Here is a 22,388-nt window from a genome sequence, read left to right as displayed (position 1 = left end):
TTTGGAGAACTATTTTTGGCAATGACCGATAATTTATCTTCCAAATGCTTCGCCCCTACTAACAACTGTACGGGCGAAGCATTTGGAGAACTATTTTTGGCAATGACCGATAATTTATCTTCCAAATGCTTCGCCCCTACTAACAACTGACAAATTAAATTGGTGTTACCCAATATTTAATTCCTTGGATAGTTTTTTGTTGTAATCCAAATTTGGGTAAATCATCTTCACTCTGGCTTAAATAAGTCCAATGGGGAAGATCACTAACTACAGTTTGAAACCAACCATTTTCATTTAAAGCCTGTCTTTGGGTTGATGTTGATACTTGTAAATCAATTGCTAATCCCCACAGATGTTGTGACGTACCGGGGGGTGCAACTAAACCGAGAATTTTTGTTTCTTTTCCGGCTTTGACTCTTGCTAATGTTTCACTATTTGCGTATTTATTCCAAAATCTTAAATTAGTGGCAAAATTGCGAAGACAATCACCAGCATAACCTGATTTAAGGGGAATATTTTCTAAACTTTTCGCCTTATTTAAAGCTGCTGCTGCGGTTTTTTGTAAATAACATTCTTGAGTGCCATCTACTAAAGCTATACTCATTGTCTTCTGAAAAGATTTTGTTTCTGATTCGTTATCTAAAATCACTTTTTGTGGTAAATTAATTCCTGACTCTTGATTAATAAATACTGTTCCATAGGAACGTAGTAAAGTATATTCAAAAGTATCATCCTGGGGAATTGTGGGGATTTTTTGGGCAATTGTTGCTAAAAACCGTTGTTGATCATCTAATTTCTGATCGGGAATAAATGGTATATTTATAGATGACTTTGAATTGTCACAAGGTAAGCTGGAATTAGTTAAACATTCCTTGGCAATTTGGGGAGTTATTATTAACTGATCTCGAAAAACTTTATGGACAGAAACCAAGGTAACACTCACAAAAATAATTATAGTTACAAATGCTGCTATTTGCAGAATTGGTTTCATAAAAATATTACTTATTTTGAAAATTTCGATTTCATCATATCCCACAATTTCCTAGAATTTATGTTATTAAGACACAATGTCAGGACTCATATCCCCAACTTCTTCAAGAAGTCAGGGATCTGGTTTTTTGTCACTTGAGGTAAAATTAGTGTGTATAATTATAGGATAAAGTTTATTTGTTAGGTTACAAATAGTTATATTAACAACCTTTACACTTAATCATTTTTAACAAAATATGAAGTTAAAAAACTCCCGCATCCAAACTTTAATTATTTATAGCATACTCAGTGCGATCGCTATCGTGATGCTGTTTCCATTGTTATGGTTAATCAGCACAGCACTAAAATCACCAACGGAAAATATTTGGCAGTCACCACCCCAATTATTACCTAGTCAGCCAACACTAGAAAACTTCTCTAAAGTTTGGCAATTTTTACCATTCGCAACTTATTTATACAACAGTATCCTAGTATCAGTATTAACAGTTGGTTTAAATTTGTTGTTTTGTTCCTTAGCGGCTTATCCCTTGTCCAGACTATCATTTGTGGGCAGAAATGGGATTTTCATAGCCATTGTCTCCACAATTATGATTCCCTTCCAAATTGTCATGATTCCTTTATATATTTTGACAGTGCAACTAGGGTTGAGAAATAGTTACTTAGGAATAATTTTTCCTAGTTTGGCATCTGCCTTTGGTATATTTTTATTACGGCAGGCTCTAATAGGTGTGCCAAAGGAAATTGAAGAAGCGGCTCGTTTAGATGGTAGTTCTGAGTTAGGATTGTGGTGGCACATCATGCTACCTGCCATTCGTCCAGCGCTGATTACTTTGGCTATCTTTGTCTTTATTGGTGCTTGGAGTGACTTTTTGTGGCCTTTAATTGTCATCCAAGATGAAAGTTTATATACTTTACCCTTGGGGGTAGCTAAGTTAGCGGGAACATTTTCTTTAGATTGGCGGTTGGTAGCTGCTGGTTCAGTAATTTCTATTACTCCAGTGCTATTATTGTTTTTGTTTCTACAAAAATATATTGTTCCTACGGATACAGGGAGTGGAGTCAAGGGCTAAAAATACCGATAAAAAAGAGCTTAAATTTAGATTTAGAGCGAATTATTATTCCTTGTCCTTAAAGCGTATTTTAAAAATCAATGACCAATTCTCGTTTACAGTTATTAGTCTTAAGCAATGGTCACGGAGAAGATATCATTGCTGTTCGGATTATCCAGGCTCTACAACAATTATCTTCTCCACCAGATATTTTTGCTTTACCAATAGTAGGTGAAGGACGTGCTTATCAACAAATAGATATTTCTATGATTGGTAAGGTGCAGACTATGCCTTCTGGTGGTTTTATCTATATGGATAGCCGCGAATTAATGCGCGATCTGCGGGGTGGGTTGGTGCAGTTGACTCTTAATCAAATTCAATCTATCCGCAGTTGGGTAAGTTCACAAACCAAGTTAGGTAATCCCAAAGCTATTCTAGCGGTGGGGGATATTGTTCCCCTGTTGTTTGCAGCAGTGAGTGGTGCTAATTATGCCTTTGTAGGTACTGCTAAATCAGAATACTATGTGCGCGATGAAGCGGGATTATTACCGAGAAAATCAAAGTCCGCATGGTGGGAAAATTTTTCTGGTTCAATTTACCATCCTTGGGAAAGATGGTTGATGAGTCGTGGCCGTTGTCGGGCTGTGTTTCCTAGAGATGCTCTGACTACGGAAATTCTCAAAAAATGGCGAATTCCCGCTGTGGATGTGGGGAATCCCATGATGGATGGTTTGCAGAAGATTTTTACCGCACAACAGTTTTATCGTCCTGATGCTGAACTCGAAGAAGTGATTCGGCCTTTGATTGTGACTCTGTTACCCGGTTCTCGTGCGCCGGAAGCTTACAACAATTGGGAAATCATCATGATTGCTGTATCTGCGCTGACGGCTAGTTTACGACAACCAGATTCCATCTTTCGGGCTGCGGGGACGATGATTTTTTTAGGGGCGATCGCTCCTGGTTTAGATTGTAGTATTTTATCCCAAACTTTACATCTTCAAGGTTGGCGACGGTGTGATCAATCTCCTTTACCAATTTCTGACCCTGATAGCTTGACTTTTAACCAAAAAAATGCTTATTTTATCCTGACCCAACAAGCCTATAATGAATGCTTACATTTAGGTGATCTGGCGATCGCTATGGCTGGAACAGCAACAGAACAATTCATCGGTTTGGGAAAACCAGCGATCGCTATTTCTGGTCATGGACCTCAATACAACCCCGCTTTTGCAGAAGCTCAAAGTCGGCTTTTAGGAATATCTCTCACCCTCGTCAACCAACCATCACAAGTTCTCCCCGCTATCCAATCTCTACTCAAAAATCCTGACCTCTTACATGAGATTGCTGAAAATGGGTTGCAGCGCATGGGACGTGCAGGTGCAGCACAACGGATTGCAGAATGTTTGCAGGAAAAATTAAACTACCAACCCAGAACGTAAAGCCCGCACGGCTGCTTGGGTTCGATCATCAGCACAGAGTTTATTTAAGATATTGCGAACATGAGTTTTTACTGTACCTACAGTAATATATAATTTTTCGGCGATTTGGCCATTGCTGCAACCACCCACAATCAATTCTAAAATTTCCAGTTCCCTTTGGGTGAGGGGATAAGTTTCTAAAACTTGTTCATATTCTATTTCCAGAGCTTCGATTTTTACAGTTTTTGGCTTGTCCAATGATTGATGATCACCGGGGACACCTTGACGCATTTTTCGTAATACGACACTAGCGATCGCTGGATCAATCCAAGAATTACCATGAAAAGTTGCTTCTACAGCTTCAGTAAATTTATTAATACTTGTTTCCTTCATATAATAAGAATCTGCTCCCGCCGCAAAAGCCGCTAGAACTGCATCTTCAGTATTATTCATCGTCAAAATCAAAATTTTCGTCTGAAATTGTCCCGTTTCTGTCTGATAACGTCTAAATTTACGCGTTAGCTCAATTCCACTCATATCAGGTAAACCAATATCTATCACAGCCACATTTGGCTTGATTGTTTCTAAAAGTTTTAGTCCTTGAGTCGCATTGGCTGCCTCACCAATCACCTTAAAGCCGCTGTGTGACTGCAATTCAGTTTTGAGTCCCATGCGGGTTAAATCGTGATCTTCAATTAACAGAATACTAATTTCACTCATTATTACACCCATGATGATCAGATTACTTCTGAAGTAGTGCCAATAGACAGAAGGGAGGAGAGGGAAAAAAAGCTTGTTTGTTTTTTAAGAATTGTATTCAATTTACCCAACCTTAAGCATATACGATCTGTGAACCATTAAACATCTACCAATAGGAATAACGAATAATTGATTTTTGAATTTCAATAGATGCAAAAATCTAGCTAAAGACATATGGATATTTTTCCCAAAACAAATGAGATTATTGAGACAAATCAGAAAAATTACAGTTACACCATAATCACCAAATTTACAATGGACTCAACACAGCAGTTCCGCAATGCGGAGGTCAAAAATCAAAAATTAAAGGTTAAAAAGCTGATCCAGTCAGCTTGGCAACTATTTTGCATAATTGTGCCATTTCCGTGGTTGTACTAAGATAGCATCCAACATGACTAAATCCACACTGCTATCAGACACCAAAAGACTTTTAACGCTGATACCTGCTCTAAAAACCAATTCATCCGCAGGAGGTAAGTGATCCTTATTTAGCAATTATTCCTACTATTTAAGTTTAAATACTTACGCTAATGGTACACAATGTTTCCATGCAACTCTCACTAATGGGTGAGGACAGTTAATGAATTAGTAATTTACAATGTTTTTAACTGGATAAAGTATTTTATTTGGGAATAAATCTGCTAATTCAGCAAAAAATCATGTTGATTATTTGTACAATCTAGAGACTGTAAAAACAGAAATGCTGAACATAAATCTGTATTTGACAGCAAAAAAAAACCGATGGAAGAACCGCTGAAAATTTTAGTTGTAGAAAATGATCATGTAGACGGCTTAATAGTAAGTTTAGCTCTGACTAAAACAGGTATTAAGATGGAAATTGATGAAGTTAAGGATGGGAGTCAAGCCTTCTTTGCCCTGATCCATAATCACTATGATTGCATATTTCTCGACTATCACTTACCAAATCAAGACAGCTTAACATTAATTCATAAATTACAATCTTCAGGGATTCAAGTTCCTTTAGTAATTCTCATAGATTCAGGAGATGAAAAAATAGCCCAAGAGTGGATAAAATTAGGTGCTACCGAGTATTTTATTAAGTCTAAATTATCGCCAGAAACCATAGCTCAAATGTTACGCAGTGCAATTCGTATTCACCATACGGAAATGCAGCTAAATTTAGCAAATCAACAGCTTAAAGAAAGTCGTGAACAGCTAATTTTACAGCAGAAAGAATTCATAGCACAGCAGCAGCATATTCAAGAACAAAACCTCAATATTTTGGAAGCATCCAGTTTAAAATCACTATTTTTAGCCACCATATCCCATGAACTAAGAACTCCCATGAATGCGATTATTGGATTTTCACAGATTCTATTACGTCCTAAATTTGGTGAATTGACAAATCAACAACTAGTCATGGTAGAGAAAATTCTCAATAATGGTAAAGATCTCCTGATAAAGATCAATGAAATTCTGGATTTTTCTCAGCTAGAATCTGGGAAATTAGCACTAAAGCCAGAAATGTTGGATTTATCAGCAGTTGTTAGTAACGTAGTTACAGAAATCCGCCCCTTAGCTGAAGCCAAAAAGTTATCTTTGTTAGTCAAAACAGACTTAGAGAATACATCAGTATTTAATGATGCAGTCCGATTACGGCAAATTTTCACTAATTTACTGACCAATGCTGTTAAATTTACAGAATCTGGCAATATTTGGGTAGAAATTCGAGAAACACCTAAAAATCAAGTTACAATAACTGTTAAAGATACAGGAATTGGGATTGCTTCTCAAGATTTTCAAAACATTTTTGCAGCATTTCATCAAATTGATCAAGGTATCAGCCGTAAATATTCAGGGACAGGTTTGGGTTTGGCTATTATTGATTCACTAGTGGGGATAATGGGAGGAAAAATATGTGTTGAAAGTCAATTAGGAGTGGGTTCAACGTTTAAAATAGAATTACCCCGAAGAATCAATTTAGCAGCAGATTTAGGTAATGTAGTTTTTAGTTCTCATCAGCATCATTTTCATTCTGTATATTCCCCGAACAAAGCTTTAATGAATTATCCTCATATCAGGTTGTAGATTACCAAAAAGTTAACTATGTCTAATTTAAAAAAAGACCGAATTTTGTCTGTTGATGATGTCCAAGATAATCTCGATGTAGTGAGAACACTTTTAGAAAGTGAGGGATATCATGTTGATTCAGCTACCAATGGTCAAGCAGCCTTAGAAAAAGTAGCAGAATTACCACCGGATTTGATTATTTTAGATGTGATGATGCCGGGAATAGATGGTTATGAAGTTACTCTACGGATTCGGAATAATCCCGAAATCAACTATATTCCGATCCTACTCCTGACAGCTTATAACGAATCTAGCGTTGTTAAAGGTTTAGATGTTGGTGCTGATGATTTTATTTGTAAACCCTTTGAGACAGAAGAACTATTAGCAAGAGTGCGATCGCTGTTAAGATTAAAGCACAGTATTGACGAACAACGAAAAATGACACTACAGCGAGAAGACTTTGTTTCTCGTCTCACCCATGATTTACGTACTCCTCTAGTAGCCGCTGATCGAATGCTAAATTTATTTCTGCAAGAAGTCTTTGGTCAGATTCCTTCAGAAATGAAACAACCGATTCATGTGATGATTCGCAGTAATCAAAATCTTCTGGAAATGGTAAATACATTGCTAGAAGTTTACCGTTTTGAGGCTGGGAAAAAAACCCTCAACTTTGAATCATGTAACTTAACAACAATTGCGGCTGAAGTAGTCAGTGAACTAACTCCCCTAGCACAGGAGAAAAACTTAATTTTAAAATTGGATACCCATGAATTAAGCCCAACTGGAAATAATGGGGGAATAGTTAACGGCGATCGCTTAGAATTACGACGAGTGTTTAATAATTTAATTGGTAATGCGATTAAATTTACTGATACAGGTAGTATAGAAATTCGCATTTTTGAAACCTTATCCGCAATCAATCATCTTAGTGAAATAGTCATCGAAGTTCAAGATACAGGTTATGGCATTGCGGCAGAAGATCAGGGAACAATTTTTGAGCGCTTTCACCAAGGCCAGAATAAAAGATCAGGTAGTGGTTTAGGACTACACCTTTCCAGCCGGATTGCTGAAGCACACAGAGGTAAAATAGAACTTTTCTCCGAACTGGGTAAAGGTAGTATATTCACAGTCAAATTACCTAAAATCACTGAATAATTATTAATGAATGTGCTGCACTTCTAAAGTTGAGCATAGCTCAAATTTTCTACCTAGTAATCGGTAGATAATTGCTGCCAATTCCTCAATCATATAAGGTTTAGTGATGTAATCATCAAACTTTGCTTCTAGAATATGTTGTTTATCTTCACTCCCAGTTAAAACAGTAACAGCAACCACGGGAATATGACAAGTTAATGATTCTTGCTTTAGATATCGAATAACGTCTAGTCCACTCATACCTGGTAAAAAAATATTTAATAAAATTAAATCAGGTTGGTGTTCTTTCGCCATAAATACTGTTTTTGAACTTTCTTTTTGACAAATAGACTGACAACCAAGTAACTCAAGGGTATAACCCATTAGCAGTAGACTATCATCATGATTTTCTACCACTAAAATTAAAGGCTGTTGATGTTTTTTCCGTTTCTCATCACTCATGAATGAATGCGCTAGATACATCTCGTCTCCAGAGTAGTTAATGGGGAGTAGTGGTTTTTTTGGGCATAATAGACAAACTTGTAAATCCTCATTGGTTATTATCTCAACCGATTTGTAAGCATTCAGCTATCAGCCAAAAGCCAGAACAGCAAAAAAGAGGAAGTGTTAATTTCCTGTATTTCTGGATTAAAAGCTGTATCAGATGACAACTGACGGCTAAATCCTGACACCAATTTGAACAGGAAATAAAAATCCAGCTTTAATACTTTTAGCAGATATATTTTGATTATATGCAAAATTGTCAATAAATTTATTTAGAAAAATCAACAAATTCATAACTCGTGTAAAATAGTTGACACGACCTCTTTTTATGTAATCTAGCAGGTTACCCTAAGGACAGGCTACACCAACAGCGGTAGGCAGTAAAACCTTTTTGGTGTAATGCTATAGTATGTTACATAAATAAGTGTGATCAAAAAGTTGTGCATCATTGCCTGTTTAAACAGAGAATAATTTGACTATGGATTTTGACTATTTCCGAACCAACGAAAGTAATAACACCAATAAGAACTTTCAACACTTGTTATCTAGTGGTTGGCGGCCATTTCACAGAGATTTTGATTGGGAATACTTCGGTAAAATTTTATTTCATGATACTCAAGAATTAACCCAGAAAAGTATTAATTTAGCCAGCTATTATGCTGATGCTCTAGCGAGAAAAGAGTATGCTTGGTGGGCAAATATTTTAAATTTAGCTTCAGATTATACCCGTGGTGAATTCCAAAAATATTGGAATTATATTACACCAGATATGCTCACCCCAGAACATCGCCATAAAGACTTTTTGACAACAGAAACACCTCTCGTTCAATTTGTCAGTCGTAATAGTATTCCCATTGACTATGTTCTGAATCTTCTCCAAGAAATAACCGTTTTACGAGTTTTGAAACTATTAGAACGTCCTGATGTTATCACTCAATATTACTCAGAAAGAGACTTTTATTTCCCCGTTGAAAAATTTGTGAATTGGGAAAGGTTAGATGTAGTTAATACAGTTTATGCCTATTGGTCAGAACATGATATTTGGCTACAGATTGAAGCTTATGAAAGAGGTAGAAGAAACTACACTTTAATGGCCAAAAATATGCAGCCATTAATTAATAAAGCCACCTATGATTTAGCAGTAATGCTGAGTGGCTATCAAAGTCGTGTCGGGAAAGTTCATAGTCAGTATCCATTGCTAACATTTCCCCAAGACATTCAAAATTTTACTGACATAGTTCAACAAACAATTTTAGATCAAAATCAATTAGCCGTTGTAGTCCATGGCGCACCAGGTACAGGAAAAACAGCATGGACACAAAGTGTGGCTAAGGAAATTCTTGTTCCTTTAGGATATGTAATTTTCATTTTAGATCATGATGCCATTACTAATTTTGTGCCGCCAACATATTTAGAAAAGATTTGTATTATCATCAATGAAGCTGATAATTTAGCTCAAGATCGAGCTTCAGAAGTAGCACAATATAACAACAAAACCGAGCATATTCTAGCCTTATTAGATGGGACATTATACCAAAGCGTAATTGATGAATCTGTGATGCAAATGCAACAGAAATTAGTAATACTAATGACTTGTAATACCACAGAAAGATTAGATCCAGCCATGTTACGTAAAGGTAGGGTAGACTTAATCTGTGAGTTTAGCAAAAAATTTGTTTAATAAAACAAAAAACAAGAAACAAGATCCCCGACTTCTTAGAGAAGTAGGGGATCTAAATAGGGGATCTAAATAACACTAAATAACACTAATTACCTGCACTATGAATAAACAAGAACAACCAGTAACGCGATTATTTTCTCACCTAAAGTTTGATGATAATAAATTTCAACATCAACCTGGTAGTGTTTTTGGAAATACAGCTTTAATTGTCGGAACTACCATTGGGGCGGGGATTATTGGATTACCTGCGGTAACTTTACCATCTGGGATTATACCATCTACAATCCTACTTATTACTGTATGGCTGTATGCTTTAATTTCCGGTTTATTAGTTGCAGAATTGACTTTAAATGTGATGAGAGTTGAGGGTATTTCTCATATAGGTTTATTAGCAATCATAGCCAAGATTCTCGGTAAACCAGGAGCGAGAATTGCCGGAATTGCCTATATATTTAACCACTATGCCCTCTTGGTGGCATATATGACTGAAGGTGGCAAAATTTTAATAACCACAGTTGATCAAGTTTGGGAATTAGAACATATTTCACCTCAGTGGGTAGGAACAGTAAGTTTTTTTCTAGTATTTGGCAGCCTAATGTATTGGGGTAAAGATAGATTAGTAGAAAAGATTAATGGTATATTTATTATTATTTTACTAATTGCTTTTTTCGGTTTATTAATATTAGGGGGAATGCAATTCCAAAACTCTCAACTTCTAGTACAAAATTGGCAATCTATTGGTAATGCTATTGCTGTTATTTATGTAGCAATGTTCTTTCATAGTATTGTTCCATTGGTTGTAACTCAATTGGAAGGAGACATTCCCAAAATTCGCCAATCTATGATTATTGGTTCAGTGATTCCCTTATTCATGTTTCTAGCTTGGAATGCGGTTATTTTAGGCTGCATGACTCCAGATATTTTATCGCATAATCTCGAAAATGAGAAAGTATTTGATCCACTGGAAATTCTCCGAACTGGTCAATCAGGAGAATGGTTTGCTGTGTTATTATCAATTTTTTCTGAATTTGCAATTGTGACATCATTTATTGGGATTACTTATGGGTTAACAGACTTCTTTAAAGATATTTCCACCATTACCAAAAGCGAAATTTCTCGTTTACCTCTCTATTCTTTAGTGTTGCTTCCACCCCTGAGTTTAGGAACATTTAATCCTAATATCTTTTTTCATGCTTTAGAATATACTGGCGCATTTAGTGTTTCCATTCTAGGAGGAATTATGCCAGCATTAATGAGTTGGAAACAAAGTCAAACACCAGAATTTACTAATGGTAACTATCAAACCTTAGTTCCTGGGGGAAAAATAACATTAATATTGATTATGGTCGGGGCATTATTTTTAATATGTAGACAAATTTTGGTAATATATCAATTCTAAAAATGAATAATTTTCGGTTAATGAAAATTAGCAGATTTCTGAGTAAGCTGATAAAAAGTGAATAAAACCTCTCTTATCGGATAATGACAAGAGAGGATTTGGAGCTAAAGTCCGGTAGGGTAATCGGGCTACTTAATATTTAATATTTATTCGGCTGGAATCCAGTCCCCCCTAAGATATATAAAATGATGATTATCATCTGCAATTGGTATCATTTACGAATTTGCATAAAAAAAATCCCTTGTTTGTATAGTGCAAACAAAGGGATATGCTGTTAAAGTTCGTCAGGTGATCGGAATATTTAATTATTTAATATTTATTTGGTATGTCATGATTCCTCCATTGGGTAGATAAAAATTGCCGACAGGAAGATATTATTGTATCTTTTCAGACTATTAAGATAAATACATTTCTTCATATATCATCTTTATGGAGAAATCATGAATTTATCAATATATCCAACAAATTCTCCCAAACTAGGAACGCTATTGATAAGGTGCATATATATAAACTCATAATCTAAATGAGATGCAAGTCTATTGAGTTGTTTCTCGCTCTTGTTATAACCTTTACCGACATAGTTATAAATCTGTTTCATATCATCAGCAGGATGAGGTCTTTGTTCCATATCATCAGTCTGAGGATTAAATCCAAACATTGCTTGAATTTGCTCTGGAGTAAGACGCGGATCTATTTTGAGAAAATGATTATATTCTGCTAAAAACCAGGCTTCCACTTCCATAACAGCAATAACTATATTTATAGGAATTGATCCTTTTGGCAAAGCATAATTCAAACCTCTTTGCAACTTAGATTTGTCAGCTATAGATATTGGATAAATATCTCTTAAACCTATTACTCTATCATAGCCATCTTTAGCTAAAAGATTATACAGCTCTTTCATGTCTGAAACAACACGTTCATCACCGCATGAGTTATGAATTAACACATAAAATTTTGTTTCTGAAGTGACAGAATCTTTCATTATTACTTTAGGTAAGTTACTTCCTTGCCGAGATTTAATCTCTATGGTCATCTGAAATTTTCCAGCAATTTCTCTCAGCAACTTTGCGACAAAAATCTGTTCTGTTTTACCCTCTACAAAAATCGCTAATTTTTTCACTCTTCTATATTCTCCTCATTACCAAAACCCTCCATATAAAATTGAGTTGCAAAAAAGTCAAAATTGTTTAAACCAGTGAATTTGAAATCATCAAATATTTCTTTTGAGTTATGTATGTTATGAAGTTTAGCTAATCCTGATTTTCTCTCAATCACTGACCAATATTCCAAAGGAACACCATTCATAATAAATCTGTCATTTGTAGTCATAATTAACTGAACTAATCCAGTTTGTGCTTTGCTAATAAGCAACTTAACCATCGCTGATGATCTTTCAAAATCGAGTCCTTCACCAATATCATCTATCAAAATAGAACTAGGCTTTTTAGCTAATAGTGAGTAGTTTATTTGAATAATTAAGGATAATACTCTAAACATCCCTTGAGATATTATTGATTGTTCAGTTTTATCTTTTAAATCACTTTCCTGAACATAAATATATTGCGGTTTTACTTCTAGCAAGTAGGATTTACCTTCTTGAAAAATCGAAGTTGATGGCGTTTTAGTACCAATTTCATCTATTCTGTAACCAACAGATAACATATCTGATTTGATAGATTCAATAAAACTTTCTCCTAACTCTTTTTCTCCTAATTTGAATATGCGAATTACATGATCTTTATTTTTGAAGTCTATATTTTTTTTGATTATCGCAACGCTTTCGGTGTTAATTACATCAAGACTACTTCTGCCTAAATCTGTTCCAAATTCGTAATACCTCAATAAACTTGCCCAAGTGTAAACTTTGTCAAAAAAAGGATGCTGGATAGAATCTCTTCGATGAAAAGCTGCGACTTCATTAGGAGGTGTTTCAAAATCAATTTCTTTTTTTAATTGTTCAGCCCAAATTTTACCTTCACCTGATTTATATCTCATCAGGTAACATTTAGATCCAACAGTGTAACTTTCTTCAATTACTAGACTATTCTCAACTTTCAATATGTAGACTTTTTTATTATCTCCGTTATAAGAATCAAAAGTTAGTTTCCACTCTCTTAACCTACCATCAAGTCTACTGAGCTTTTCTTCACCAGATAGAAAATCTGATAAAAATTTAATACTTCTAAGCATTCTCGATTTTCCAGAGGCATTTTTACCAACAATTAAGTTTACATTACCTAATTGACAACCATCTAAACGCCACTCACTTGGCAAATCTTTATCTTGACAATATTCTACAAAGTCTAATCTCATATAGTTTTACGGTTTAGGTTTAAACTTAATTAAGGTAACAATAACTTACTCTAGCCTATTATAACTCACTACTTACCCAAAAACAACACTGCGATAAATTTCCGCTATCGGTAATTCAACCCCAATTGAATCCAAAGAAATAGATTTTTCTAAATTATTAAAATCACTTAATAACCAACCTTGAGATTGTTTACTATATTTCTCGATGAAAGGTTCATCTTGTTCAACTAATAAATATTCACAAAAACTGCTAATTGAACGATACATCCGAAACTTGCTTTTGCGGTCATAATCTGCTGTTGAAGGAGATAGTACTTCCACAATTAAAATAGGATTTAAAACTTCATCACTGCGATTTTCATTTAGTTGCGGTTCACCTGCAAAAACCATCACATCTGGATATAATTCGCGTTTATATTCAGGAATCCATAGGCGTAAATCGCTATTAATTGGCTCAAATTTACTATCACGTAGCAAAAACTTGAGAAATGCAAAAATATTGCCACCTATCCGGCTGTGGTTGAGTGATCCTCCAGACATTGGTACAATTTCTCCATTATGATATTCACTGCGCCCTTCAGCTTTTTCTTCAATGGCGCGATATTCATCTAAACTATAACGACGCTCAACAGTGGTAATCATCATGTTGTAACCGATTACATTGAAGTGATCATGATTATAGCAAAATTGGGGCGATCGCTAATGTGAAGGTCTAAAATTTTCTGGTAAGTGATAGAAGTGTCACACCAAAAATCTGTTGTAGGGTGTGGTTCGGCAAGCTCACCAACCACGTCAGACTGCATAAATCCTGCAAATAAATAGATTGTTGGTATCTGACGCACCCTACGAATATGCCAGTTGCGTAAGTTCTGAGTGAATTACATTTAATTTCGTGCAGAGACGTAGAGAGAAATAAATAGTGTTAAAATCTAACTAACTACGGCAATAGATGGAGTAACTCTGATGCTACAAGTTAAACATCAATTTCAAAGCTTTGAAGAATATTTATCTTATGATGATGGTACAGAAAAACTTTATGAATTGTTTAATGGAGAGTTAATTGAAATGCCCCCAGAATCAGGAATCAATGTGCAAATTGCCACATTTTTATTAATTCAATTTGTCTCTCTCTTGGGTTATAAAAGAGTGCGGGGACATGGTTTGGAATTGGAAGTAAGAGGAGAACCCAGAAACCGTTATCCTGACTTGACTATTATTCGAGAAGAGCATATTCAACAATTAGCAAATCGGAACACTATTCGCCTATCAATGCTACCACCTTTATTGGTTGTTGAAGTTGTTAGTCCTGGCGAATTACAAAGAGATAGAGATTTCATTGCCAAACGTCTACAATATCAAGATTGTGGTATTCCTGAATATTGGATTATTGACCCCCAAACCCAAAGCATATTAGTTTTAGAATTAATTAATGAAAGTTACACTGAGATTGGGATTTTCTCCGGTGATGATTTAGTTTTATCTCCACAATTTAATAGTCTAAATTTAAAAGTTTCGCAAATATTTGATCAGGATAAATAAGAAAATCCTGTTAATCTTGATTTGGATATTTATGAAATTGGATTATAGGAGAGTAATTCATAATGAAGAATTACTCATTTTTGGAGGTTTGTTGAGTTGCACTGTCGCTTAACCTAACCTACAATTTCTCTTAATTTCTCTCTGTGACTCTGCGACTCTGCGTGAGACAAAAAAATGTAGTTCATTTACTTTGATCATGGCTATCCCCGTAGTCATAAGGATCATGAGTGACAACAGGTAAAACTTCCCAGTTTTCAATAATAGGTGGGGAAGAAGTTGTCCATTCCAAAGTTAAACTTTCCCAGGGATTATCACCTGCGAGTTCGCCTTTTCGCCAACTGAAAATGGCGTTTAAAGCGAAGGGAATCACAGAAATACCTAAAAGGATTGCGCCAATGGTGCAAAGCTGGTTTAAGGTAGTAAATTGGGGGTCATAGATGACAACTCGGCGAGGCATTCCTTGTAAACCCAGTTTGTGCATGGGCAGGAATGTTAAGTTTGTACCGATGAAGGTAAGCGCAAAATGAACTCGTCCCCAGGCTTCGTTCATCATTCTGCCGGTTATTTTGGGAAACCAATGATAGATACCTGCGTAAATACCGAAAACTGAACCACTAAATAAAACGTAGTGGAAATAGCCGACTACATAATAGGTGTCGTGAACGTGAACATCAAAGGGAGCTTTTCCCATAATTATACCGCTTAAACCACCCATGACGAACATTGATAATAAACCAATGGCGAATAACATGGCGCTGGTGAAACGGATTTTTCCACCCCATAATGTTGCAACCCAACCTAAGATTTTCACACCTATGGGAACTGCAACTATGAGTGTGGAAATAGTGAAGAAAATCCGTATCCAACCCGGTTTACCACTGGTAAATAGATGATGTACCCAAAGGAATAAACCAACGACGCAAATAACAACTGTGGAAAAGGCGATCGCTTTATAACCAAATATCGGTTTCCGGGCATGAGTGGGAATAACTTCGGATATAATTCCGAAAATCGGCAGAGTCATGAAATAAACTGCTGAATGGGAATAAAACCAGAATAAATGTTGATAAATAACAACGTTACCACCTGCATCTGGTTTAAGAAAAGATGTGCCTAAGTTAATATCAAATAACAGCAAAACTAAACCTGCTGCTAATACGGGAGTAGATAAAAGAGCGAGGATAGAAGTTGCTAAAATTGCCCAACAAAATAGGGGAACTTGATCCCATTTCATGCTGGAAACTTTCATCATCAAAATAGTGATGACAAAGTTAAGAGAACCTAAAATTGAGGAAATTCCCCCTAAAACAATCGCCAAAATCCATAAAGTTTGGTAAGCTGTCGAACCAGATTGAGAACCACCAAAGATGAAACTTAATAATAGTAATAGTCCAGCGACTGGGTTTAACCAAAAAGCGATCGCATTTAATTTAGGAAGAGCCATATTTCTAGCACCCATCATTAAGGGGACTAGATAATTACCAAATCCGCCAATTGCACTGGGAACAATCCACAAAAAAATCATGATTGTGCCATGATTTGTCATGAAAGCATTGTCCAGATTTGGATCAAGAAAATCGGAGTTTGGGGTGGCTAATTCGGTGCGGAGAGCGATCGCCATCAACCCACCAATTAGATAAAAGAAAAATGCACTCACCAGGTATTGAATCCCAATAACTTTGTGATCAGTATTAAATGTAAAATAATCTCGAACTTTCCCAGTTTCGGGATGATAACTATGAGTAACCAACCGGGTTGGTGATTCACTTTCATCAGGTGGAGGATTAACTGGAAAATTTACTTGTGTCATATTTTTGTAAATTGTCTTTTGTCAGTTATTAGCTAATTAGGTTCTACCGCTCCCCTTATGGAGAAGAATATTAATTTAATTTTTGTAGGTTGGGTTGTAGCTTGCTTCCCGCAGGGTACGAAGTGAAACCCAACATTGGCGGTAGAATAGTAAGAGTTGTTGGGTAACATCCGTCAACCCAACCTACAATAAATGTTGTTTTACATAAAGGGAACGGTAGAGCCGCTAATTATATTGATAATCACAAAATCCTCGACTTATTCAAGAAATCAAGGATCTGAGAGTTGATATTTTCATAAATCAAATAGCAGTAGAAAAAATAGTAGCAAGTATGATTTTTTCAGATGATAACAAGTTAAGATTTACGTTTCTGTTGACTGTGAACTTTTTAACCAATTGCTGTAAATATCGAGATTCCCCTCTAATTACCTTGCTGATAAACTTGACAAAAATAACCAGTGTTTTGCAAAACATCACACGGTGAAAATTACCAAGAATGTTATTTATCTAGTGTGTCATGACTGTAACAATTCTTGGAACAAATCCGAGCGCAAGCTTCACAACCAATACAGTTTTCTGGATTAGCAATAACCATTACTTTCCGTTCAACTTCTTCTTCATCTTCATCTACTACAAATTCACCTTCTTCATTCAAAGCCATTAAAGCTAAAACTTTATGACCACAAACTTTCATACATCTGCCACAACCAATACATTTTTCTTTATCTATTTCTTGAGCAAATTTAGGAGTCCAAGCATTACCACCATAAGTCAATCCTGTTAATGTAGCCATGAATAAAACCTCAGCAATTTTAGCTAGATGTTAGTTAATCCTTGAATCTTCATACTAGCCTGAGATTTCATTTTTTCAATCACAAAAATTAACTTTTTATCAAATTTTGATGACTTGCTAAACAATATTATTTATTTTTAATTAGTTCAAAATATTAAATGATATTACTTATTGATAAATTTGGGTAATGTGCTTGGATAAAAAGCTTATTAGTCAAAGGTTTCTAGAATTGTGTTTAAATTTATTTTCTCAATAAAGCTTGATAAATTAGCCTAAAGATATCTTATGTAACAAGAATAATAATCAATTATCAAAGATTATTATTGGCTTAATTGACTTCCTATTTGCAAATATTTTCTAATTAGATAAAAATATTCTCCTGACGGTATTAGTAAACACAAACTTTAAAAAATCATTTCCTCTATTTTTGAACCATTTTGTTTTCTATTCTTTATTACCAATTACCCATTCCCGCCTATAAGATGTTACTCAAAAACATTTAGCATAATTTATATAGCCCAAACCAAACATTATGACAGTAAATATTCAGGTAAATATTAAGAAATCCTGCCAAGCTCATCCCGAACAATCTTATTGAAATCTTTATGAAAATTATAGTTAATGAAGAAGCAATGAAGCCTAACTTTGCAAAATATAAATAGCTACAAAATCTGGCTTCATTAACCATATCAGTAATTAATCAGGCGAGAAAAATATCTTCTCGTTATAGAGGTAATTTGGTAGCAAGTTATGAATCAATTGGACACATTAAGGGGAGACTTGAGCCAAACATCTCAACGATTAAAGTAGGAACAGTTCCTATGCCACATATAATTCCTAACAACAGTTGCGTGGGATGTGACAACTGCCGACCCCTATGTCCTACGGGTGCAATCAAAATCGAAGATGATGAATATTGGGTTGATCCTGCCCTTTGTAATAATTGTGAGGGTTATTATTTACAACCACAATGTGTGATTGCTTGTCCAACAAATGCGCCTATACCTACACACGCAAAAAAAGGAAGATGCAAAGTTGAACCACGTGATGCGACTAGTCCAGATTTATTTTCTAATGGTAAGAATAATCCCTTTGCGTCAGCAATAGTTATTTGGGAAGCTTGTAATTTACTAGCGCAACGAACATCTTTACAATGGGAAAAAAATCAGGAGGGTAATTTACATTACAGTCGCTCAGTTAATCAAGGACGAGGGACAATTTCCTTTCAGATCCAAGACCTATTTCAAGCTAATAACCGCGCTGATAATTTACAAGCAATTGATTATCTAGACATTCGTGCTGCTTGTATCCATCTCATTTTTGCTGCTCAAATCACAGCCCTAGATCAACCTTGGGAAGAAGAATTTACAATTGATGAACGACAAATTGAACAGTATTTGGGCTTAGAAAAACGTAAAGACCTCAGCAAAAGCACCAAACTTGGTTTAATTAAAAACATCGTTTATCAAACTTGTTCTCTCATGGTTTCTATTGACTGGCCGCAACAGGGTAGAGTTCCCAGTTTTTCTATTAAAGATAGTTATCTATGGAATTTGACAGATACTCAGCACCATTTTCAAGAAGATGATCAAGGTTGTAAATATTTAGTCGGACTGACATTTACAGTCAAAGCTGGGATTTGGACACAACATTTCTTCAACAGACAAGGATGCAAAGAACGCACCACATTTTATCAGTATGGCAGTCTTCCCAAAACCCTATTAACCACAGTTATGAGTCTGTGGCAACAACATGAAGGGGCTGTGAGACTTATGCTTTGGTTATTATTTAAAACCAAAATGGGTAGAGAACAAAGGATTACTATTCCTACCTTGCTGCGCGTTGCTTATGGTGAGGAAAAAGTGACTCAAGCTTCTAGACACAGGGAAGAACGTAAACGCCTCCTTAAAGCCTATGAAAATGATTTAGAAGTTCTCAATCATTATGGAGTAAAGCCATTATTTGATCCTGTTACCTATCCCCCAGAAATTCAACCTTTGTGGGCAAAATTAGTTGATATTCCTGAAGATCCAGAGGAAGCTTTAGAATTTTGGATTAATGATGGTAGTGGTGAAAATCGTCTCACAGACAGCGGACCACGTGGTAAATGGAATTTGCTTCTGAATGCCCGAATTTTATCTTTTGAACTCCCTCCAGACTGGGAAAACCGCTCAGAATCAGATAAAAAACAACGTCGCACCACTAAATCCAAAAGTAATCATCAACAAACAGGTAATTTATTGGGGGAACAAGTGACAGAAGGACGTAAAAAAATGAACCTTTCCCAAAGGGAACTAGCAAAGCTGATGGAAAAAAGCCAAAGCTGGATTCGTGACGTGGAAAAAGGTCGTTTAAAAGCGAAACTAGACGATCAAATGCTTCTGAGACAATTGCTAGATATTTCTTAAAATAATTAAGCAATACCTTCGCTATTTTTTATAGGTTGGGTTAAGCGATAGCGCGACCCAACGCATTTGTTTGGTTATGACGGATGCCTATAATTCCAGTATAAATACGCACTATTTTCTCCGCAACGCGAACAACCCTAACTATTAGTCAAGGCTTTTTTCAATTTGGCAAAGGTATTGCTTAAATTGTTACCAATGCTCACAACTTAGTTAATTAAACAAAATCAAGATGCAAATTTTGATTTTTCGTGTTAAATGATGAGTATTAAGGAAATTTGTCAAGATGATGGTGTCAATCTTAAATCTAGTGAGGAGTGAACGTGAGTAATATTATTTTTCGTAAAAGTTTTTTAACCTTACCAAGTCTTGCAGCTTTGGTAATTTTAGGGAGCGGACTTTCCGTAAATGCTCAGACAGTTGAGCCAGAAACAATTATTCTTCCCACCCACCAAACATCAATATCCACCGTTGCTACAGAAGAAATAGCCAGTGGAACAATCACACCCATACCAGGAACAGTAGAAACTTCATCAGTTATGCTCAATTCTGGTTCTACAGAAGCCAGTGAAAAAACACAACCATCTAATCGCATCGCACAAAGTCCAATTGGCATAGGTAGAGCCACTCGTGGTGGTAGTAGCTACATCGGTGTTGGTTTCAACGTTGGTGCTTCCGGTGGCTTTTCAGACCTAAGTGATGGTAACTTTACTGTCATTAGTAAAATTGGTGTTACCAAAACTCTATCAGTCAGACCATCAGTAATACTAGGATCAAACACAACATTTCTCGTCCCTATCACTTATGACTTGTCTTTTAAATCACCAGATCCATTTACAGAAGCTTTACCCATAGCTCCTTATTTTGGATTAGGTGCAGTCATTGAAACAGGCGATAAATCTGAAACTGCTTTGTTAGTCACTGGTGGTATAGACGTACCTCTCAATAGTAGATTAACCGCCACAGCCGCTGTCAATGCTGGGTTTTTTAGTAAAACTGATGTCGGGGTTTTGTTGGGAGTTGGTTATAACTTCCGTGGGTTTTAGAAGATAGGACTAAGCAGAGGTTTAGACCTGCTAGACCTCTGCTGACACCTGAATTCTACTCCGTAGCATCCATTAAGGAAAATTAGCAAACAAGCAACTAGTTACTTGCCTTCACAAGAGAGGGATTGGCGCTGTACAATTTTTTGGTAACAACCGACAACTGTACGGGCGAAGCATTTGGAGAACTATTTTTGGCAATGACCGATAATTTATCTTCCAAATGCTTCGCCCCTACTGACAACTGACAACTGACAAATGACCAAAACAATCGTTGTTAAAATCGGTACTTCTAGTCTCACTCAACCAGAAACCGGACAATTAGCCCTTTCTAGCATTGCTACTTTAGCGGAAACTCTTTGTGATTTGAGACGACAGGGACATCGAGTAATTTTAGTTTCCTCCGGTGCTGTGGGAGTAGGTTGTGCGCGGTTAGGTTTAACGGAACGTCCCAAAACTATAGCTTTAAAACAGGCTGTAGCAGCAGTTGGACAGGGTAGATTAATGCGTATATATGATGATTTATTTAGTATTTTGCAACAACCAATTGCTCAAGTATTATTAACAAGGGCAGATTTGGTACAGCGTAGCCGCTATCTTAATGCTAATAATACTTTTCAAGAATTACTAGCTTTGGGAGTAATTCCCATTGTTAATGAAAATGATACAGTAGCTGTAGAAGAATTAAAATTTGGAGATAATGATACCCTTTCTGCATTAGTAGCCAGTTTAGTAGAAGCAGATTGGCTGTTTTTATTAACAGATGTTGATAGATTATATTCAGCCGATCCTCGTTCTGTACCTGATGCTAAACCGATTAGTTTAGTTAGCAGTATGCAAGAACTGACAGATTTACAGATTCAAACTGGTGGACAGGGTTCTCAATGGGGGACTGGGGGGATGATGACTAAAATTTCTGCGGCCAGAATTGCGATCGCGGCTGGTATCCGCACAGTCATTACCCAAGGACAGTTTCCCCGGAACATTGAAAAAATTATCCAAGGGGAACTCATCGGTACACACTTTGCACCCCAACCAGAACCAACTTCAGCCCGCAAACGCTGGATAGCTTATGGTTTAATTCCTGGGGGAAAATTATATTTAGATGCGGGAGCGATCGCCGCTGTTGTCAAAGCCGGAAAATCTCTATTAGCAGCAGGAATTAGAGCCGTAGAGGGGGAATTTGACAATCAAGAAGCGGTGCAGTTATGTGATAGTAATGGTCAGGAAATTGCTAGAGGATTGGTGAATTATAATAGTGAGGAATTGCAGAAAATTTGCGGCCGACAGTCACGGGAAATACCAGCAATTTTAGGTTATGAGAAGGCAGATACTGTGATTCACCGAGATAATTTAGTTTTGATTTAAAGCAGGAGTCAGGAGAAGAAAGAAGAAAATTACCAATTACCAATTACCAATTACCAATTACCAATTACCAATTACCAATTACCAATTACCAATTACCAATTACCAATTACCAATTACCAATTACCAATTACCAAATTGTGAATCTACTC

The 22,388-nt window shown here is 36.0% G+C and carries 19 protein-coding genes; 10 read left to right on the top strand and 9 right to left on the bottom strand.

Annotation, left to right across the window (positions count from 1 at the left end; genetic code table 11):
* Positions 1-154: 154 nt before the first annotated feature.
* A complete protein-coding gene (locus PN450_RS12160; protein WP_041458202.1) occupies positions 155-991 on the bottom strand; it encodes a D-alanyl-D-alanine carboxypeptidase family protein in 837 nt (278 codons plus the stop codon).
* 235 nt (positions 992-1,226) lie between these two features.
* Here PN450_RS12160 and PN450_RS12155 point away from each other — a divergent pair, with 235 nt between their 5' ends.
* Positions 1,227-2,060 carry a carbohydrate ABC transporter permease gene (locus PN450_RS12155; protein ID WP_015078444.1) on the top strand — a complete coding sequence of 278 codons (834 nt, stop codon included), beginning with the start codon at positions 1,227-1,229 and terminating at the stop codon, positions 2,058-2,060.
* A gap of 80 nt (positions 2,061-2,140) precedes the next feature.
* Entirely contained in the window at positions 2,141-3,478 is a 1,338-nt protein-coding gene (locus PN450_RS12150; protein ID WP_271836501.1) for a lipid-A-disaccharide synthase-related protein, read from the top strand.
* On the opposite strand, the gene PN450_RS12145 is transcribed toward PN450_RS12150, so the two are convergent.
* Positions 3,455-4,177: a response regulator transcription factor gene (locus tag PN450_RS12145; protein WP_015078446.1), complete on the bottom strand. Its 723-nt coding sequence runs from the start codon at positions 4,175-4,177 to the stop codon at positions 3,455-3,457. The two genes, PN450_RS12150 and PN450_RS12145, sit on opposite strands and share 24 nt — an antisense overlap.
* A 780-nt stretch (positions 4,178-4,957) precedes the next feature.
* Here PN450_RS12145 and PN450_RS12140 point away from each other — a divergent pair.
* Positions 4,958-6,265 (top strand): ATP-binding response regulator, encoded by a 1,308-nt coding sequence (locus PN450_RS12140; RefSeq protein WP_271836500.1) that lies wholly within the window; start codon positions 4,958-4,960, stop codon positions 6,263-6,265.
* Positions 6,266-6,283: 18 nt separating this feature from the next.
* Positions 6,284-7,402: a hybrid sensor histidine kinase/response regulator gene (locus tag PN450_RS12135; RefSeq protein WP_271836499.1), complete on the top strand. Its 1,119-nt coding sequence runs from the start codon at positions 6,284-6,286 to the stop codon at positions 7,400-7,402.
* A gap of 3 nt (positions 7,403-7,405) precedes the next feature.
* Here PN450_RS12135 and PN450_RS12130 read toward each other — a convergent pair whose 3' ends face one another.
* Complete coding sequence (locus PN450_RS12130) at positions 7,406-7,864, bottom strand: response regulator (protein ID WP_148763928.1); 459 nt, start codon at positions 7,862-7,864, stop codon at positions 7,406-7,408.
* Positions 7,865-8,363: 499 nt separating this feature from the next.
* On the opposite strand from PN450_RS12130, the gene PN450_RS12125 reads away from it, so the two are divergent.
* Both PN450_RS12125 and PN450_RS12120 read left to right on the top strand, forming a co-directional pair.
* On the top strand, positions 8,364-9,566 hold the full coding sequence (locus PN450_RS12125; protein WP_148763930.1) for an AAA family ATPase: 1,203 nt from the start codon (positions 8,364-8,366) through the stop codon (positions 9,564-9,566).
* Between the two features lie 100 nt (positions 9,567-9,666).
* Complete coding sequence (locus tag PN450_RS12120) at positions 9,667-10,965, top strand: amino acid permease (protein WP_271836498.1); 1,299 nt, start codon at positions 9,667-9,669, stop codon at positions 10,963-10,965.
* A gap of 427 nt (positions 10,966-11,392) precedes the next feature.
* Here PN450_RS12120 and PN450_RS12115 read toward each other — a convergent pair whose 3' ends face one another.
* The 3 genes from PN450_RS12115 to PN450_RS12105 all read right to left on the bottom strand — a co-directional run bounded on the left by PN450_RS12115 (position 11,393) and on the right by PN450_RS12105 (position 13,923).
* The gene (locus PN450_RS12115) at positions 11,393-12,088 is read right to left on the bottom strand and encodes a DUF4276 family protein (protein WP_271836497.1); all 696 of its coding nucleotides are present in this window, start codon (positions 12,086-12,088) and stop codon (positions 11,393-11,395) included.
* Positions 12,085-13,281: an AAA family ATPase gene (locus PN450_RS12110; protein WP_271836496.1), complete on the bottom strand. Its 1,197-nt coding sequence runs from the start codon at positions 13,279-13,281 to the stop codon at positions 12,085-12,087. Before PN450_RS12110 ends, PN450_RS12115 begins: the two co-directional genes overlap by 4 nt.
* 72 nt (positions 13,282-13,353) lie before the next feature.
* A complete protein-coding gene (locus tag PN450_RS12105; RefSeq protein ID WP_271836502.1) occupies positions 13,354-13,923 on the bottom strand; it encodes a Uma2 family endonuclease in 570 nt (189 codons plus the stop codon).
* Positions 13,924-14,244: 321 nt separating this feature from the next.
* On the opposite strand from PN450_RS12105, the gene PN450_RS12100 reads away from it, so the two are divergent.
* Entirely contained in the window at positions 14,245-14,820 is a 576-nt protein-coding gene (locus PN450_RS12100; protein WP_271836495.1) for a Uma2 family endonuclease, read from the top strand.
* 181 nt (positions 14,821-15,001) lie between these two features.
* On the opposite strand, the gene PN450_RS12095 is transcribed toward PN450_RS12100, so the two are convergent.
* Positions 15,002-16,630, bottom strand: a complete 1,629-nt coding sequence (locus PN450_RS12095) for a cytochrome c oxidase subunit I (protein WP_271836494.1) — start codon at positions 16,628-16,630, stop codon at positions 15,002-15,004.
* 499 nt (positions 16,631-17,129) lie between these two features.
* On the bottom strand, positions 17,130-17,423 hold the full coding sequence (gene fdxB, locus PN450_RS12090; RefSeq protein ID WP_213710113.1) for a ferredoxin III, nif-specific: 294 nt from the start codon (positions 17,421-17,423) through the stop codon (positions 17,130-17,132).
* Between the two features lie 821 nt (positions 17,424-18,244).
* Between fdxB and PN450_RS12085 the strand changes: the two genes are divergently transcribed.
* Both PN450_RS12085 and PN450_RS12080 read left to right on the top strand, forming a co-directional pair.
* Complete coding sequence (locus PN450_RS12085) at positions 18,245-19,831, top strand: helix-turn-helix domain-containing protein (RefSeq protein ID WP_271836493.1); 1,587 nt, start codon at positions 18,245-18,247, stop codon at positions 19,829-19,831.
* A 314-nt stretch (positions 19,832-20,145) separates the two neighbouring features.
* Positions 20,146-20,874: a hypothetical protein gene (locus tag PN450_RS12080; RefSeq protein ID WP_213718406.1), complete on the top strand. Its 729-nt coding sequence runs from the start codon at positions 20,146-20,148 to the stop codon at positions 20,872-20,874.
* 97 nt (positions 20,875-20,971) lie between these two features.
* Here the strand turns inward: PN450_RS12080 and PN450_RS12075 are convergent, their stop codons facing one another.
* Entirely contained in the window at positions 20,972-21,115 is a 144-nt protein-coding gene (locus tag PN450_RS12075; RefSeq protein ID WP_271836492.1) for a hypothetical protein, read from the bottom strand.
* Positions 21,116-21,129: 14 nt separating this feature from the next.
* Between PN450_RS12075 and proB the strand changes: the two genes are divergently transcribed.
* Complete coding sequence (gene proB, locus PN450_RS12070; protein ID WP_168651218.1) at positions 21,130-22,239, top strand: glutamate 5-kinase; 1,110 nt, start codon at positions 21,130-21,132, stop codon at positions 22,237-22,239.
* Positions 22,240-22,388 lie beyond the last annotated feature (149 nt).

This window comes from Dolichospermum lemmermannii CS-548, assembly GCF_028330815.1.
GTDB classification, from domain to species: Bacteria; Cyanobacteriota; Cyanobacteriia; order Cyanobacteriales; family Nostocaceae; genus Dolichospermum; species Dolichospermum lemmermannii.
This window is presented reverse-complemented; position numbering and strand designations above follow the sequence as displayed.